The sequence below is a fragment of the Oceanotoga teriensis genome (assembly GCF_003148465.1).
In the GTDB taxonomy this organism is placed as follows: Bacteria; Thermotogota; Thermotogae; order Petrotogales; family Petrotogaceae; genus Oceanotoga; species Oceanotoga teriensis.
This window is the reverse complement of the sequence record NZ_QGGI01000022.1, coordinates 1-17695: the sequence shown is the minus strand read 5'-3', so window position 1 is coordinate 17695 and position 17695 is coordinate 1. Positions and strand designations below refer to the sequence as shown.

At 29.6% G+C, this 17695-nt stretch carries 16 protein-coding genes; 10 read left to right on the top strand and 6 right to left on the bottom strand.

The annotated features are described in order from the left end of the window. The first annotated feature begins 7 nt into the window (after nt 1-7). From C7380_RS11735 to C7380_RS11725, 3 genes are all read left to right on the top strand, one after another. A complete protein-coding gene (locus tag C7380_RS11735; protein WP_109606158.1) occupies nt 8-1024 on the top strand; it encodes an AfsR/SARP family transcriptional regulator in 1017 nt (338 codons plus the stop codon). A 175-nt stretch (nt 1025-1199) separates the two neighbouring features. Further along, nucleotides 1200-1634, top strand: a complete 435-nt coding sequence (locus C7380_RS11730; protein WP_109606157.1) for a hypothetical protein — start codon at nt 1200-1202, stop codon at nt 1632-1634. Between the two features lie 61 nt (nt 1635-1695). Next, a complete protein-coding gene (locus tag C7380_RS11725; RefSeq protein WP_109606155.1) occupies nt 1696-2433 on the top strand; it encodes a hypothetical protein in 738 nt (245 codons plus the stop codon). Between the two features lie 85 nt (nt 2434-2518). Here C7380_RS11725 and nagA read toward each other — a convergent pair whose 3' ends face one another. The 6 genes from nagA to C7380_RS11695 are packed head-to-tail and all read right to left on the bottom strand — an operon-like array spanning nt 2519 to nt 8708. Continuing rightward, entirely contained in the window at nt 2519-3610 is a 1092-nt protein-coding gene (gene nagA / locus C7380_RS11720) for an N-acetylglucosamine-6-phosphate deacetylase (protein ID WP_109606153.1), read from the bottom strand. Further along, a complete protein-coding gene (locus C7380_RS11715) occupies nt 3607-4470 on the bottom strand; it encodes a BadF/BadG/BcrA/BcrD ATPase family protein (protein ID WP_109606151.1) in 864 nt (287 codons plus the stop codon). The genes nagA and C7380_RS11715 overlap by 4 nt, the downstream gene beginning before the upstream one ends. Then, entirely contained in the window at nt 4467-5195 is a 729-nt protein-coding gene (locus C7380_RS11710; protein WP_109606149.1) for a GntR family transcriptional regulator, read from the bottom strand. The genes C7380_RS11715 and C7380_RS11710 overlap by 4 nt, the downstream gene beginning before the upstream one ends. Nucleotides 5196-5197: 2 nt before the next feature. Next, nucleotides 5198-6088 carry an N-acetylmuramic acid 6-phosphate etherase gene (gene murQ / locus C7380_RS11705; protein ID WP_109606147.1) on the bottom strand — a complete coding sequence of 297 codons (891 nt, stop codon included), beginning with the start codon at nt 6086-6088 and terminating at the stop codon, nt 5198-5200. Further along, a complete protein-coding gene (gene nagZ / locus C7380_RS11700) occupies nt 6088-7611 on the bottom strand; it encodes a beta-N-acetylhexosaminidase (RefSeq protein WP_109606145.1) in 1524 nt (507 codons plus the stop codon). The genes murQ and nagZ overlap by 1 nt, the downstream gene beginning before the upstream one ends. Beyond that, entirely contained in the window at nt 7608-8708 is a 1101-nt protein-coding gene (locus tag C7380_RS11695) for an exo-beta-N-acetylmuramidase NamZ family protein (protein WP_109606143.1), read from the bottom strand. The genes nagZ and C7380_RS11695 overlap by 4 nt, the downstream gene beginning before the upstream one ends. Before the next feature lie 405 nt (nt 8709-9113). Between C7380_RS11695 and C7380_RS11690 the strand changes: the two genes are divergently transcribed. From C7380_RS11690 to C7380_RS11660, 7 genes are all read left to right on the top strand, one after another. Further along, the gene (locus C7380_RS11690; RefSeq protein ID WP_109606141.1) at nt 9114-10853 is read left to right on the top strand and encodes an ABC transporter substrate-binding protein; all 1740 of its coding nucleotides are present in this window, start codon (nt 9114-9116) and stop codon (nt 10851-10853) included. A 57-nt stretch (nt 10854-10910) separates the two neighbouring features. Continuing rightward, nucleotides 10911-12650 carry an ABC transporter substrate-binding protein gene (locus C7380_RS11685; RefSeq protein WP_109606140.1) on the top strand — a complete coding sequence of 580 codons (1740 nt, stop codon included), beginning with the start codon at nt 10911-10913 and terminating at the stop codon, nt 12648-12650. 56 nt (nt 12651-12706) lie between these two features. Further along, entirely contained in the window at nt 12707-13675 is a 969-nt protein-coding gene (locus tag C7380_RS11680; RefSeq protein WP_109606138.1) for an ABC transporter permease, read from the top strand. A 13-nt stretch (nt 13676-13688) separates the two neighbouring features. Beyond that, a complete protein-coding gene (locus tag C7380_RS11675; protein ID WP_109606136.1) occupies nt 13689-14777 on the top strand; it encodes an ABC transporter permease in 1089 nt (362 codons plus the stop codon). Next, nucleotides 14774-15754 carry an ABC transporter ATP-binding protein gene (locus C7380_RS11670; protein WP_109606134.1) on the top strand — a complete coding sequence of 327 codons (981 nt, stop codon included), beginning with the start codon at nt 14774-14776 and terminating at the stop codon, nt 15752-15754. Before C7380_RS11675 ends, C7380_RS11670 begins: the two co-directional genes overlap by 4 nt. Next, nucleotides 15747-16733 carry an ABC transporter ATP-binding protein gene (locus tag C7380_RS11665; protein ID WP_109606132.1) on the top strand — a complete coding sequence of 329 codons (987 nt, stop codon included), beginning with the start codon at nt 15747-15749 and terminating at the stop codon, nt 16731-16733. Before C7380_RS11670 ends, C7380_RS11665 begins: the two co-directional genes overlap by 8 nt. A gap of 143 nt (nt 16734-16876) precedes the next feature. Next, on the top strand, nt 16877-17695 hold an 819-nt coding region (locus C7380_RS11660; RefSeq protein ID WP_146192172.1), incomplete at its 3' end, for a PDC sensor domain-containing protein.

Here is a 17695-nt window from a genome sequence, read left to right as displayed (position 1 = left end):
GATTAAAATGATTTATGTTTACCTTTTTGGTGGATTAAGAATAAAAAATAATAATAAAGATATTAACTCTCTTGGTTCAAGAAAAGCTTTAGAATTATTTAAGTATTTAATAATAAACTCAAATCAAAAAGTTCCTTTATACAATATCTTTGAAACTTTTTGGGATGGTTTCGAAGAAGAAAATGCAAAAACAAATTTAAACTCCACTTTATACTTTATAAGAAAAAATTTAAAAATAGATAAAAAACAATTATACATAAATTTTAACTATTGTTTTTTTGACAGTAGTAAAATATACATAGATATAAAAGAATTTGAAACGATATTAAAAAAACGTGATTTTAAAAGTCTTTTAGAAGCAGAAAAAATTTATAAAGGAGATCTATTACCAGAAAATGCCAACGATAGCTGGACATTCTCCAAAAGAGATAGTCTCAAAAAGCTTTATGTTGATACACTTTCATCATTATCTGATATATACTGTAAAAATCAAGAAAAAGAAAAGGCCTTAAATCTTCTAAATAAAGCTTTTTTGACGGATAATACAAGAGATGATATATGGTTAAAGTTAATGTCTACAAATCTTGAAAATGAAAACTTTATAGCGGCCCAGTCATTATATGATGAATATAAAGAAAAATTTAAAAACAAAGATTTTTCAATGCTTAGCAATAAAATAAACATGATAAATAAAAAGAATCATTCTAATACAGCTGTTTTAAATGGAGCTACAGTGCTTTCAGAAGAAGAATTTAATTTGATAGTAGAACTCGAAAAAAATAAAAGAACTATAGATTATTGTATAGTAATGATGAAGTTTCAGAATATTGAAGATATAAACTATGTCTTTGATTATATGGTAAAAAACATCAGAAAAGTTGATATAATGATGAAAAAAGAAAATAATATATATATTCTTTTCAGAGAAATAAAAGAATTAGAATCTTCAAAGAAATCAATTTCAGAAAAAATACATAAATCTTTGAATTTTTTCAATAAAAAATACGATTTATTTTTCATATGATCCAAAACCCTTTATAGATGCTCTAAAAAAGAGCATCTTTTTTTTAGCATTCTTTTATTAAGCTTTTATTTTTTCTTGATTATGTATATATCATTCTTTCATTGTCATAGAATATAATTTTAGTGTAAAAGATAACGAGGGCTATGAGGCTCTAAAATTAAAGGGGGATTTCCTAATGAAAAAAGCATTGGTATTTGTATTCGCAGTTTTAATGATGGTTTCTATGGCATTTGCAGCAAGTTCTGCAAGTATTGAAGTACCTGTAAAGGTATCCGTTGCAAGACACGTTGAAATTAATTTTGATGAAAATGATGCTTTCAACTTTATGTACAATCCAGATGAAACAGTTAATGACGTATTAGAAGATACAGTAGCTATAGATGTTAAATCAAATTATGGTTATTCTTTACTCGCTTCTTATGATGCTCCAGCTGAAGATTGGTATGTTAATCATTCATTAACTTTTGACTCTTCAACAGGTTCATGGGGAGAAAAGGTTCATAATTTAACAATGACAATGGAATTCAATCAAGCTTGGACAGGTTATTCTGCATTCGCTGAAACTAATAAAGGTACTGTATTAGTAACAGTTACTGCTGATAGTTTCTAATTCTCACAATCAATCAAAGGGGGAATCTTCCCCCTTTTTTTCAAAAGGATGGTGAAATGATATGAAAAAAATATTATTGGCAGTAATGATAATTTCTATAAGTTTATTCGTATTTTCAAATTCAGATAATTCATTGAATATAGATGTAAATGTAGAAATACAATCTCATGTAACTCTTACCACAAATGATCCAGTTATGGGTGACAATCAAACAGACTGGAGTACTTATGAAGACTATGATAGATGGTTTACAAACAATGATTGGGGATTTAACCAAAGTAATTATCCAGTAATTCAACCTAATGTTTATAACCAGTATTATTTCTTATTTAACAGAACACCTATATCAATAAATTCAAACAATGCAGTTTCAGTAAAAACTTGGTTCGAAGTAAATCCAGAAGCTGTTAACCCAGATTTCTATAATGATGGTCAAGACTATCCAGATTATGAATCATGGGGAATAGATGTAATAGATCCTACATCACAAGATGCATTTACAACTGGTGTACAAACAGGACTTGCAGCTTTTGTTGCTATGTATAGACCTGCAGGATCTCTTTTAAATTCAAACAAAACAGGTCCTTTTCTTGGAGGATATTTACCTGTTTTTCAAAATCCTGATGTTTTAGGAACTACAGAACCAGAATCACCTTTAGCTTACTCAAGTTCTAATGGTGTAATCAATTTGTATTATGATGTAGTTGTAAAATTAGATCAAGACAATAGATTTGCTTTACAAGCAGGAGAAAATATAACTCTTGGCTGGATAAATGTTATTGTAGCAGCCGAAGATTAATAAAGAATTACCCAGTATATCCCGCGCATTATTATACTATAGCCCGAAATGTCGAATGACAATCCGGGCTAAATTTTTTATGTTATTATTTATTATATACTTCTTTTCCTTTGAATATAGTTTTCAATACATTTAAATCTTTATCCAACAAAACTATGTTTGCATAGTATCCATTTTCAATTCTTCCTATATCTTTTATTCCACAATCAACTGCAGCATTATAAGAACTAACTTTTGCTAAATCCTGTAAAGTACAGTTTGTGAATTTCTTAAAGTTTCTAACACCTTTATCGAACAGTAAAGTAGAACCTGCAATACTACCACTCTTTAATCTTGCAACACCTTCTTTTACTGTAACTGGAAGACCTCCAAGTTCATACTGTCCATCTTCAAGTCCTGCAGCTTCCATAGAATCTGTTATAAGAATTATTTTATCTGCACCTTTTATTTTATATGTAAGCTCAATAAATTCAGGAACAGAATGAATACCATCTGCTATTATTTCAACTTTAAAATCAAACAGTAATGCAGAACCAGTTCCACCTATTTCTCTATGATGAAATGCAGATAAAGCATTAGGAAAATGTGTAATTCTATCCACACCATTTTTAAATGCATCTTTATAAATTTCATATCCTGCAGAAGAATGACCTATACTAACTCTAACTTTTTTTGTTTTTAAATAATTCAAAGCTTCTTTAAAATTTTGTCTTTCTGGAGCCATAGAAATTAACTTGACCATTTCTGGAGTTATTTCTTCAAGTTCCTCAATCGTAGGATTTCTTATATAAGCTGGATTTTGAGCTCCCTTTTTTTCTTCATTTATAAAAGGTCCTTCAAGATGCAATCCGTCTATTGATTCGCCAACATTTTCAAGATTTTTTATAACTGAAAGGATTTGAGTTTTTGATGCAGAAACAGTTGTAGGAAAAAAACTTGTAACACCATACTCAAAATTCATATTTGCCCATTTCTCAAAATCTTCTTTTTTGGCATGCATAGTATCTATTCCTTTTAGGGAATGTGTATGATAATCTACAAAACCTGGCATTAAAATCTGTTCATATTTCTCATAATCTACTGGAATAACTTCCTTAATTCTTTCATTTTCAATTATTACATCTCCAGTAAATTCTCCTTTAATAGGATCAACTATTAAAACTTTTTCTATTCTCATTTGACATCGCCTCTTTCATAAAGTTCTTTTGTGTAAAAAGATATTTTAGTAGCAACATCTTCATCAGAAAGTTCAACTTCATAATTCTTGAGTCTATTTTTAAACTCATTAATAAAATACTCTGATTTGAACACTCCTCCATGAGCACTTATTTTTTTCGAGCCTACTTTCTTGAGCATACTCTCACAACGTGGCACGAGATCATCAAGACCTTCTTTAATAATTTCTTCAACTGCTGGAGTTATATTCGAAAGCATTACCTTAGAAAATGATGCTATATATGTTTTAAAATCTGATTTTTTTTGTATATCGGTTAAATCTTCAATATTATCAACTTTAAAATATTCTTTAACTAAATCATATAAATCATCTTTAATAACGAGTTCATCTCTATAATCAAAAGTTTTCTGTATTGCTCTATTACAAAGCCAAAAACCACTACATTTATCTCCAAAAAGATGTCCCCATCCACCGCTTCTATAAAGATTATTATCATCATCTTTTGCAAAAACAACAGATCCTGTTCCCGATATCACAACGACACCTTTTCCTTTAAAATCGGAATAAAGCATACCCTCAGCATCATGATACACTATAATATTTTCTATTTCATAAACATCTTTTACTATATTCTTAAGAATATCTTTACGATTTTGAGTTCCAGCACCCGAAAAAGAAAGAGTTATGTAATCTACTCTTCCTGTTTTAGACTTTAATTCTTCAAATGTTTTTTTTAAATCTTCTTCTTTAGTAGCTGTAAGATTTACTCCACTTTCTATACTATATTTTTTTAAAATATCTTCATTTAAAACAGTTGCTCTTAGATGAGTTCCACCACCATCTACACCCATATAAATCATATTTTTCTCACCACCTTGAATTTGTATTTATCACCTCTATAAATAGACTTAACAAATTCAATGCAATGGTTATTGTCCAGATAAGTATATCTTCTTCTTAAAACTGCCGGTTCGCCTCTTTTTAATCCAAGTAATTCCGATTCTTCTTTAGATAAAAGACTAACTTCAAGAGTCTCTTCAGCATATGATATATTCAATCCATATTCATCCATCAATATGTTATAAAGAGATTCTTCTGACATATTTTTTTCAATTATATTTAAAACTCTTATATCAGCACCTGGATTTAAATAAGCGTTCTCTATTGCATAAGGTTCATCATTAAGATATCTAACTCTTTTAAGATATACAACTCTTGCATCTTCTGGCAAATCAAAAGCTCTTATAAACTCATTATCCACCTTAACAAGTTTATTTTCAAGAACATTTGAACATGTTATATCTCCTTCTCTATGTGCTTCATTCGTAAAACTCGAAAAATTAGATAATTGTTCTTCACGTTTTTTTCCAGTAAAATAAGTTCCTTTTCCCTTTTTCCTTTCAATAAGACCTTCTCTCTTAAGTTCTTCAAGGGCACGTCTTACAGTTAATCTGGATACATTAAACTGATCACATATTTCCATCTCAGTGGGAAGTTTATCTCCCTTCGAATATTTAGCACTATCAAGATCTGCTCTTAATTTATTATAAACCTTATAGTATAGTGGGAGTGGAGTATCTTTCATATCTATTCCTCCTTAAGAATCAATAAAGCTTCATTTAGAACTTGAGTTTTCTCTAAAGCTCTTATACATTCTTCTTTATTCTTTTCAGAAAGAATCATCAATATTGCGAGTTTAGGTTTATAATCAGCTTCTTTAAGATATTTATTACTATCTTCGAATTCTAAACCTGTTATAGTAGAAATCATATTAGTTGCTCTATGTTCTAACTTCTCATTTAATATCATAACATCAACCATATAATTTTTATATGTTTTACCCATTTTTATCATACTAACAGTAGAAATCATATTCATAGCCATTTTTTGAGCAGTACCAGCCTTCATTCTCGTACTACCAGTTATAACTTCTGGACCAGTTACAAGACAAATATCAGTATCGGCTTTTATTTCAGGATCTTTTACATTACAAACCAATCCCGTACTACATCCTATTTCTTTGGCATATTCTATAATTCCTTTTACATATGGTGTTCTACCACTTGCTGTTACCCCTATAACCATATCTTCAGGCTTAACATTAATATTTATAAGATCATCTTTACCGGCTTTATAATTGTCTTCAACAGCTTCAAGTGCAGCAAAAAATGCATCTTTACCGCCTGCCATCAAAGGCACGAATAAATCTTTAACTCCAAATGTAGGAACAGTTTCAACTGCATCCATAACGGCGATTCTTCCACTTGTACCTGCTCCAGCATATATAATTCTTCCACCATGTTTTAAAGAATCCACACATTCTTCAACAACATTTTCTATTTCTTTAAGATTCTCTGTAACCGTTAAAGCCACAAGAGAATCTTCCTGATTTATCAATCTCAATATTTCAAAAATACTCATTTTGTCCATATTAAAAGTCTTTGGATTATTCATTTCTGTATCTAATTTCTCGAACATTAAGCCATCCTCCAATCAACAGGAATCTTTCCTTTTGCATTTATTTTTCCTTCTAATAATTCTAAAACAGTTTCTTGCTGATTCTTAGTGTAACCATAAGTACATATTGAATTTTTTACTCCTTCTATAAATACATCATAAGGATTCCTCAATGCCACTAAAATCATCTTATCAGAATTTTTCGCAATTTCTTCAACAACTTTCTTTTGTCCCTCATATAAATGAGCATTTTCCGTTAAAACTATATTTATTTTCCCTTTAGCTTTATTTATAATATCTTCAATCTTTTCATCATTATCTTTAGGATCAAAAATAGTTAAAGGTGCATCAAATCTTTCAGAGATTCTCTTTGAAATTTCTGGTACTCCTTCTTTTTTATCTTCAACTAAAACTAATCTCGTTAATTTTACAGTAAAAACATTATCTACTTTGTCCAAAGGCAATACAGCATCTTCATTTTTATATACTGTTATTGAATTTTCACATATTTCTTTAAAAACTCTATTATTATCTTCTGTACCAACTTCTTCAAGTGGATGATTATTATTCACTTTAGCTATTTCATAAAGTTTTTCAAGTCTTTCTAAAGATTCTTCCATTCTGTTTCTTAATTCTTCATCATTTTCTATTTTCTCTTCCATATATTTTTTTACAGATATTTGAATTTCAGAGTCATGGCAAAAAGAAAGAATATCCATACCAGCTCTAAAAGTTAACTCTGCTGCTTCTTTAGGAGTATAATAATTTGAAATACCTCCCATTGATAAATCATCAGCAATCAAAACACCTTTATATTCCAATTCTTCTCTCACAAAAGTAGTCAAAACTGACTTTGAAACAGTCGCAGGCTCTTTTTTATCTTGAAGACATGGAATATATATATGGCTTGGCATCCATGAAACAGAATCTATATTTTTAAATGGATATATTTCAACATCCATTAATTTTTCTTTTGATATATTGAGTTCTGGCATATCAAGATGTGCATCAACAGCAACTCTTCCCTTACCAGGAAAATGTTTTAAACAAGCTATTATACCTTCTTCTTCAAGACCATCTATAAACCTTTGAGCAAAATTAACAACAATATTTTTATCTGAAGAAAAACTTCTAACACCTATTCCTGGATTATTAGGATTATTATTGATATCAACTACAGGAGCTAAATCCCAATCAACACCTATTGCCTTCATTTCTTTACCTAATATTTTTCCCATCTTATAAGCACTTTCAGGGTTCTGAGTAGCTGCTGCGGCCATTGTTCCAGGAGCAACACAAAAACCTTCTATAAGCCTTGTAACAATTCCACCTTCCTGATCTATAGTAACAAGAGGTTTATATCCAAGATATTCAGTTATATCCTGTATATACTTTTTAACTTGTTCCTTACTTTCTATGTTTCTTGAAAATAATATGATTGAGCCAGGTCTAACTTCATCAAGAACTCTTTTTGTCTCATCATCAAGACTTGTAGATGGTAATCCGATCATAAAAAGTTTTCCTACTCTATCTTTTAAATTCATAGTAACTCCAACCCCTTTTCATATATTAAAATATCTTTTGTGTATTCAATAAATTGCTTTGCTTGATCATTCCATTCTTTATGATCAATATCTTTTAAAGAAATTTCACCAACAAGACCTTTAAATCTATCATTAATTTCATATTGATCATATTTATTCAAATAATTCATTATAAAAAGACTTATTTCAAAAAAGTTATCATTATCATTTGGAAAAAACTCAACACCATGACAAAGTATATCTTTATGTTTCGAAAACATCGGGATAAACTCCCTTTTTCTTATATTTAAATCTTTAAAATTCTCTTTCAACTTTTCATAAAGATCATCATTATCTATCCAAGGAGCCCCTATATAAGTAAAAGGCTTAGTAGTTCCTCTACCTTCACTTATGTTGGTAGCTTCAAAAAAACAATTTCCGGCATAAGCTATAGTACTTTCAAAATCTGGTAAATTAGGAGAAGGCACATTCCACATGAGATCTGTTTTATCAAAAGTTTCTCCATTCCAACCTTCAACTTTTATAATTTTAAGATCTAATTTTAATCCAAGAAGTTTTTTATAGTATAAACCAGTTTCAGCACATGTCAAACCATATCTCAAAGGTAATTCATAGTCTCCAACAAAAGACTTATATTCATCCTTCATCCTTCCACCATAAACTTTTCTTCCAAGAGGATTTATTCTATCAAGAATCATAAAATCTTTATCATTTTCATCTGCTGAAATCATGCAATATGCAAGAGTGTATATATAAGTATAAAATCTTAATCCAACATCTTGAATATCATAAACCAATAAATCAATATCTTCTAAATATTCTTTTTTTGGTTTTTTATTGTCTCCATAAAGGGAAATAACTGGAATATTATATTTAGGATGTACTTCATTATCATATTCCTTTCCATCTGGAAGACCATATAATCCATGTTCTGGTGTAAATATCTTTACAATATTGACTCCATTAGAGATCATCTTATCTATCATAAATTCCATATTTTTATTAACAAAGGAAAAATTAGTTATAATACCTATCTTTTTATTCATCAAAGATTTAAAATTCTCTTTTTCAAGAATATCTATTCCATTCATAACCATTATATATCACCCCTTATATGTTATATTTTAATAAATGTAATAACATTATGTCAACTATGCTCATACCTGATATATTTATTAGATTTCGTATTTATTTGCGATTTTTTATCATTATTAATAAAATACTCTAAAATCAAAATATCTTAAAGTAAGTACATTATATAAAACTTATATTAAAAATGATACAAACAATAAAAGTCTTTATTTAAAGAGATTTAAGATGATTTTTTAAAAAAAATATTTTATTTTTGAAATAATTAAGTTTTTTGATAATATTTAGCTTTTTTCGTTTTTAATTCGAATTAGATTAATTGTAATAACATATAATCATGTTTGTTTTTATTTTCATATATGTTATACAATTATTATGATTTAATTAATACGGGATATAAAGGGGGAGTCACAATGAAAAAAGTTTTAATAGTATGTCTTATCCTAACAATGGCACTTTTAGCTTTCTCGAAAGATTTTGTTGTAGACGAAATGTTCACAAAACAAGAACCTAAAATGGGCGGAGAGATTAATCTTGCTTTACCTGGTTCTCCACAATCTTTCAACTTATATGGATCTTTAGATTCACATATGTACACAGTTATGCTTCAAATATTAAATCCTTTAGTAGATATGAACAATATAACAAAAGAAGTAGAACCTGCTTTAGCAGAATCATGGGAAGTATCTCCAGATGGCAAAGAAGTTATTTTTCATCTAAGAGATGTTAAATGGTCTGATGGTCACCCATTTGATGCAGATGATGTTATGTTCACCTTAAAATATTTTGCAATGAATAATAAAGCTGAAAACAATGCAAGAGGAAGATTTACATTTGGTGGAAAACTTGTAGAATGGGAAAAAATAGATGATATGACCATAAAAGCAATATTACCAGAACCATTCGGAGCATTTTTTATAACTTTAACACATGTAAAAATTTTCCCACAACATGTTTTAGAACCTTTAGTAGACAAAAATGCTTTAAGCTCTGTAAATAAAATATGGACAACAGATACTCCAGTAGAAAAAATAGTTGGTACAGGACCATTTACAATGGAACAATATACTCCTGATCAAAAATTTGTTTTAAAGAAAAATCCATATTACTGGAAAGTTGACAAATGGGGCAATAGACTTCCTTATATAGATAAACTAAATTTCTTAATAATAGCTGATCCTGAAGTTAGAATGGCTAAATTCATGTCAGAAGAAGTAGATTATACAGTTTTAAATCCAAGAGATTATCCTACTTTGAAATATAAAGAATTACAAGGTGCTCCATATAGAATATTTAAAGCAGAACCTATAAATCCTGTTCCAAGTCCTTTACACATAACTTTCAATTTAGACACTACAAATGCTGATCTAAAAGAATTATTTTTAAATGAAGATTTTAGACATGCTATGGAATATGCTTTAGATAGAGAAAGAATAATCGAAGATGTTTATAATATGTTAGCAGTTAAAGGTGGAACACCTACATTACCTTCAAATAGTTTCTATAATCCAAAAATTGAAGATATAAGAAGATCTTTTGATTTAACAAAAGCTTCAAAAATATTAGATGAATTGGGATTAAAAGATACAGATAATGATGGTATAAGAAATCTAAAAAATGGTAAAAACTTAGAAATAGTATTCTTAACAAAAACAGATCAAGATTATCAAGAAGTTGCTTATTTATACTCTCAAGACCTCAAAAAAATAGGTGTTAAATTGCATTTACAATTATTAGATGGAAATATAGCTTTAGAAAAAGCAACAGCTGGAAACTTTGAAATGGCAATGTTAGCTTTTGGTAATCAACCAGATCCACAATTGAGAAAAGAAATATGGCAACCTGGTAATCCTTTATATTATAATCATACTTCAACATTTGATAAACAAAATAAAAAAGCTATAAAAGAAAATATGTATGATTGGGAATTAAGAGTTTATGATTTATTTGATTTAGGTCAATCAACAATGGATCAATCAAAAAGAAGAGAATATTATAATGAATGGCAAGAAATTTATGCAGATAAAATACCTTATATATTCGTTTGTAAAGGTATGACTTTGATGGGATGGAATGAAAGAGTTGGAAATGTATATCAACTCAAACAAGACGGACCTGTAATATTTACAAATTGGACGATCTTCGTAAAATAATATATAATTTTTATGGTTCAAAAAAGTAAAAAACTAAAACAAGGGGGTAATTTCCTGATGAAAAAACTTTTAGTTATAAGCATGGTTATTATGATATCTTTATTTGCTTTTTCTAAAGATTTTGTTGTAAAAGATATGTTCACACCGGAAACACCTAAATTGGGAGGAAGAGTGACAACTGTATTATCTTCTGCACCGCAATCATTCAATTTATATGGAACTTTAGACAATGCAGCATATACAATAATCCCAAATGTTCTATCTCCTTTAGTTGAAGCTAACCCTATAACAAATGAAATAGAGCCTGGATTAGCTGAATCATGGGACGTTTCTGCTGATGGAAAAGAAGTAACTTTCCATTTAAGAGATGTTAAATGGTCTGATGGAGTACAATTCAACGCAAATGATGTTATATTTACATTAGATTATTTTGTAATGAACAAATTTGCTGAAGGAAATTCTATTGCAAGATACACAATAAATGGTGAACTTGTAAAATGGGAAAAAGTAGATAACATGACTGTTAAAGCTACACTTCCAGCACCATATGGAGCTTTCTTTACAGTATTAGCTCAAGCACCTATATACCCTGAACATAAAGTTTCAGAACTTTTCAATAAAAATGATTTAGGATCTGTAAACAAAATATGGACAACAGACACAAATGTTAAAGATATAGTTAGTACAGGACCATATCTAATAGACAACTATGTTGTAGATCAAAAAGTTATTTTAAAAAGAAATCCTAACTTCTGGAAAGTTGACAAATGGGGAAACAGACTTCCATATGTTGATACTTTTGAATATTTAATAGTTAAAGATGCTGAAGTTGCTATGGCTAAATTTATGGCTGGTGAAATAGACTATATAAAAGTAAATTCAAAAGATTATCCAGTATTAAAACAAAAAGAATTACAAGGTGCAGATTTTGTAATATTTAGAGGACAACCTTCAAAACCTACACCAAGTCCTTTACATATAACTTTCAATTTTGATGCAAAAAATGATTCTCTAAAAGAATTATTCAGAAATGATAAGTTCAGACAAGCAATGGAATACGCTTTAGATAGAGATAGAATAATAGACGAAGTATACAATACATTGGCAGTTTATGGTGGAGTTCCAGTACTTCCAAGCAACAAAGGATTCTACAATCCTAAGATTGAAGAAATAAGAAGATCTTTTAACTTAACAAAAGCTTCAAAAATGTTAGATGAATTAGGATTAAAAGATATAGACAATGATGGTATAAGAGAAATGAAAAATGGAGAAGATTTAAGCATAGTATTATTGACAAAAACAACACAAGAATTCCAAGATATAGCTTATTTATACTCTGAAGATTTAAAGAATATCGGTGTAAAAATGAATCTACAAATTTTAGATGCTGGATTACAATCACAAAAAGCTCTTTCAGGTGACTTTGAAATGTCATTATGGGCATTTGGTAATCAACCAGATCCACAATTAAGAAAAGCTATATGGCAACCTGGTAACCCATTATACTATAATCATTTAAGTACAATGGATTCAGAAACAAGAACAGCAGTTAAATCAGAAATGTATGATTGGGAATTAGAAGTTTGGAACATGTTCGAAAAAGGTCAAACAGAAATGAATATAGACCAAAGAAAATCATATTATGACAAATGGCAAGAAATTTATGCTGAAAAAGTACCTTTCATATTCGTTTGTAAAGGTATGGATTTAATGGGAGCACAAAAGAGTGTAGGAAACTTCTATCAAATGGACGATGGAACATTAGTTTATTTAACTTATACAGTATTTGACAAATAAAATAATAAGGGGGAGGTTTTTCCTCCTCCATTTTTTAAAAAATTGGAGGAATTCGAATGTGGTCATTTGTTACTAGAAGGCTACTTATAATGATACCTATGATGATTATGATATCCATCATTTGTTTTACATTAACAGAACTACAGCCTGGAGATTTTGTAACTCAATATATGAATAATCCAAGAGTCTCCCCAGAACAAATAGTAGAGCTAAGAGAAAAATTAGGATTAGATAAGTCCCCTGTTGAACGATATTTAATATGGGTAAAAGGTATAGTAACTAAAGGTGATTTTGGCTATTCTTTTGCTTATAAAAGACCCGTTGGGGAATTAATATGGGAAAGAATGGGATGGACTATTTCTATCGCTTTATTAACGGTTTTATTCCAATGGCTCATATCCATACCAATTGGAATATATTCTGCCCTGCATCCATATTCAGTCGGAGACTACAGTTTAACTGTATTGGGTTTTTTAGGTTTATCTATACCTAATTTCTTTCTTGCATTATTTTTAATGTGGGTTTCTTTAAAAGCTGGAGCTACATCTGTTGGAGGAATATTTTCAACTCAATACATCGGAGCACCTTGGTCATGGGCTAAATTCGCAGACATGCTTTCCCATCTATGGTTACCTCTTGTAGTAGTAGGAACCGGTGGATTAGCTGGTTTAATGAGAGTCATGAGAGGAAATATGCTTGATATAACTGGTTCACCATTTATAACCTCTTTGAGAGCAAGAGGGCTTAAAGAAAAATCTGTAAAACAACATGCTGTAAAAAACGCCGTTAATCCTATGGTTAGTATAGCTGGTATGCAATTACCTGAAATATTCAGTGGAACTATAATAACAGCAATAGTATTAAACTTACCTACAATGGGACCATTTTTTTACAATGCTTTATTAAACCATGATCAATACTTAGTTATGACATTTTTGATGTTCATCGCATTTATAACACAGATTGGTAACCTGCTATCAGATATTGCATTGGCTTTACTGGATCCAAGAATAAGAATCAGTTAAGGAGGATTTGCTTATGAATGAGACATCAAAAAGAATATGGACTACTTTCTTCAAAAACAAATTAGGTATGGTAGGTTTAGTAATACTCATAATACTATATATTTTAGTTATATTTGCAGAATTTGTATCTCCATATGATTATACTCAAGCACATAGAAATTATATATATTCATCACCATCAAAAGTATACTGGAAAAACCCTGAAGGGAAGTTTATAGGTCCTCATATATACTCTTTAAAAAAAGAAAGAGACCCAGTAACTTTCATGGTTTCATATACAGAAGACAAAGATAATCCAGTCCCAATAAAATTTTTTGTAAGGGGAGAATCTTATAAATTCTGGGGGCTTTGGGAAACAGATTTACATCTATTCGGTGTAGAAAAAGATTCTGGAGCTATGTATACTATATTCGGAACAGATAAGTTCGGAAGAGATCTTTTCTCAAGAATAATAATGGGAGCAAGAGTTTCCATGACAGTTGGTCTTGTAGGAGCATTAATAAGTGTTATGCTTGGTGCTATAATAGGAGCTATTTCAGGTTATTATGGTGGATGGGTTGACATGTTAATTCAAAGACTAACAGAACTATTGAGATCATTCCCAAGAATACCTTTATGGTTAGCATTGGCAATGTTATTACCACCCGATTGGCCAAGTACAGCTGTTTATTTTGGTATAGTAATAGTACTTTCTTTTATAGGTTGGATGGGAGTAGCAAGAGTTGTAAGGGGAATGACTTTAAGTTTAAGAGAAAAAGAATATGTAATGGCTTCAAAAATAATGGGTGCTTCAGGATTCAGAGTTGTAATGAAACATCTCATACCCAACACAATGAGTTATTTAATAGTTGTTACAACATTATCAATTCCAGGAATGATATTAGGAGAAAGTTCTATAAGTTTCTTAGGTCTCGGTATAAAAGAACCTATGACAAGTTGGGGACTATTATTGAAACAAGCTCAATCATTATCAGAACTCGAATCTCATCCATGGCTTTTAATACCTGGAATATTTATAATAATAGCAGTATTATCATTCAATTTTCTAGGAGACGCTTTAAGAGATGCGGCTGATCCTTATAAGGCAGTTGAAAAAGTATGAGTGAAGTGATTTTAAAAGTTGAAAATTTAAAAACATATTTTAATACATACGATGGTACAGTTAAAGCTGTTGATAATGTAAGCTTCGAATTAAGAAAAGGTGAAATACTTGCCTTAGTTGGTGAATCAGGTTGTGGTAAATCCATAACAAATATGACAATAATGGGCTTAGTAAAACAACCACCTGCAATGATAGAAGGAAAAATAATATATAATGGACAAAATCTTTTAGATTTAAATTATGAACAATATAGAAAAATAAGAGGTAAAGAAATAGGAATGATATTTCAAGAACCTATGTCCGCATTTGATCCTTTGTATACAGTTGGAGAACAACTATTCGAAGTATGTAAAATACATCTTGGTTTAAACAAAAAACAAGCAAGAGAGAAAAGTATAGAAATGCTAAAAAAAGTTGGTATACCTTCTCCAGAAAAAAGATTTGATGAATATCCTCATGAAATGAGTGGAGGTATGCTACAAAGAGTCATGATAGCCATGACATTGATTACAGAACCAAAAATTTTAATTGCTGACGAACCAACTACAGCACTTGATGTAACTATTCAAGCACAAGTATTAAATCTCATGAGAGACCTTCAAAAAGAGTTTAATACATCTATAATATTTATAACACATGATTTGGGAGTTGTATCAGAACTTGCCGATAGAGTTCATGTAATGTATGCTGGAAAAATAGTTGAAAAATCAACGGTATATGAAATTTTTGATAACCCAAAACACCCTTATACACAAGGACTTATGAAATCGAGAGTACAAAAATTTTATAAAGGCAAATATTTACCTCATATAGATGGATTTGTTCCAAAAGCAACCAATTTTCCGGAAGGATGCAGATTTCATCCAAGATGTGAATTTGCCACAGAAAAATGTAAAACTATGATACCAGATGACTTCAAAGCAAAAGAAAATCATACAGTTTCATGCTGGCTTTATGGAGATGATAAGAATGAATAAAATACTTGAAATAAAAAATGTAAAGAAATATTTTCCCATAAAGAAAGGGGTTTTCTTAAAAACAGTAGGACATGTAAAAGCACTTGAAAGCATAGATCTAGACTTATACGAAAATGAAACTGTTGGTATCGTTGGTGAATCAGGTTGTGGTAAATCTACACTTGGAAGAGTAATAACAAAAATCCATGATGCAACAGAAGGATCTATAATATATCATGATAAAAATGGTGTAAAAAAAGATATCGTGGGAAAATTAAATAAAAAAGAAAATATGATATACAGATCAGATCTTCAAATGGTATTTCAAAATCCTTTTGATTCATTAGATCCAAGAATGACTATAGGAGATATAATAAGCGAACCACTTCAAATACACAAAATGTTCAAAACCAAAGAAGAAGAAACAAACTATGTAAAAGATCTGTTAAAAAAAGTTGGATTATACGAAGAATATATATCGAGATATCCTCATGAATTCTCTGGAGGACAAAGACAAAGAATAGCAGTTGCAAGAGCTATTGCATTAAAGCCAAGAGTAATAATATGTGATGAACCTACATCCGCTTTAGATGTCTCAGTACAATCACAAGTTATAAACCTTTTAAAAGATATACAAAAAGAAAGTTCAATAGCTTATTTATTCATATCTCATAATCTTGATATAGTATATCATGTAAGCGACAAAATAGTTGTTATGTACCTTGGACATGTAGTAGAAGAGGCAAAATCTGAAGACTTATTTGAAAACACAAAACATCCTTATACAAAAATATTGATGAGTTCTATGCCTGGATGGAATCCAAAAGAAAGAAAATTGAGCAAAGTTGAGGTAAAAGGAGAACCACCAAGTCCTATAAACCCTCCTTCTGGTTGTCCTTTCCATCCAAGATGTCCAAACAGAATGGATATATGTTCTAAACAAAAACCTCTTCTAAAAGGCGATGATCATAAAGTTGCCTGCCATTTATATAACAAATGATTAACTAATTATTAAATATCAACCTTTACAAAAAATAAAAAGCTAAGAAATATAAATAAAAATAATTCTGATAAAATTGATATGGATGGGCGCAGGATACCTGCACCCATTTTTTATATAGTTTAATATTGGGAGGGAAAAAAATGAAAAAAATATCAGTAAAAATAATCGCTTCTATAGTAATAATCTCGCTTTTATTAGGTCTTTCTCTAAGTTTTATAGGAATACAAAATACCTCTAACATAATAAGGGAAAATTCAAAAGACAAACTTTTATTAAATTCAATCAATAAAGCAAAAGAATTTGATATCGTTATAAACAATCTTGAAACAGTAATGGAAAATTTTTCAAATTCAATATTCAATAACTCATTTTCAAAATTCCAAGTTGCAGGTGCTTTTGGAAATAGTGCCTATGTTGAAAACTACTTATCAAGAACAGACAGTTTCATAAAAGCTTATTCTGAAAGCGTTGAAGGAAATTTAAATGCATATATACTAATAAACCCTGAAATAACAATGGATAATAAAATACATGGAATAATATATGATGAATCGGAAGATACAATTTTCAAATCTGAAGATATAAACATAAATCCTGAATATTTTGTAGAAGATAATCCAGATTATACATGGTTTTTCGAAACAAAGAACAGTAAAAATGGTCATTGGTCAAAAGTACATAAAGACATAGAAAAAAGTGGAAAAAATGTAATAAGTTATTCCTTTCCATTCTTCTATGAAGATATTTTTGTTGGACTAGTAGGTATGGATATAGATTATTCATATTTTGTAGAAGAATTAAACAAAATAAAAGTATATGAAGGAAGTTACGCATCATTAGCCAATGAAAAATTAAAAATAATACATGACAAACAATATGAAACAGGGACATATATAGGAGAAATATTAAAAAGAGAAGAATACAAAAAAGTAAGTGAAGAAAATACAGGATACTATGAA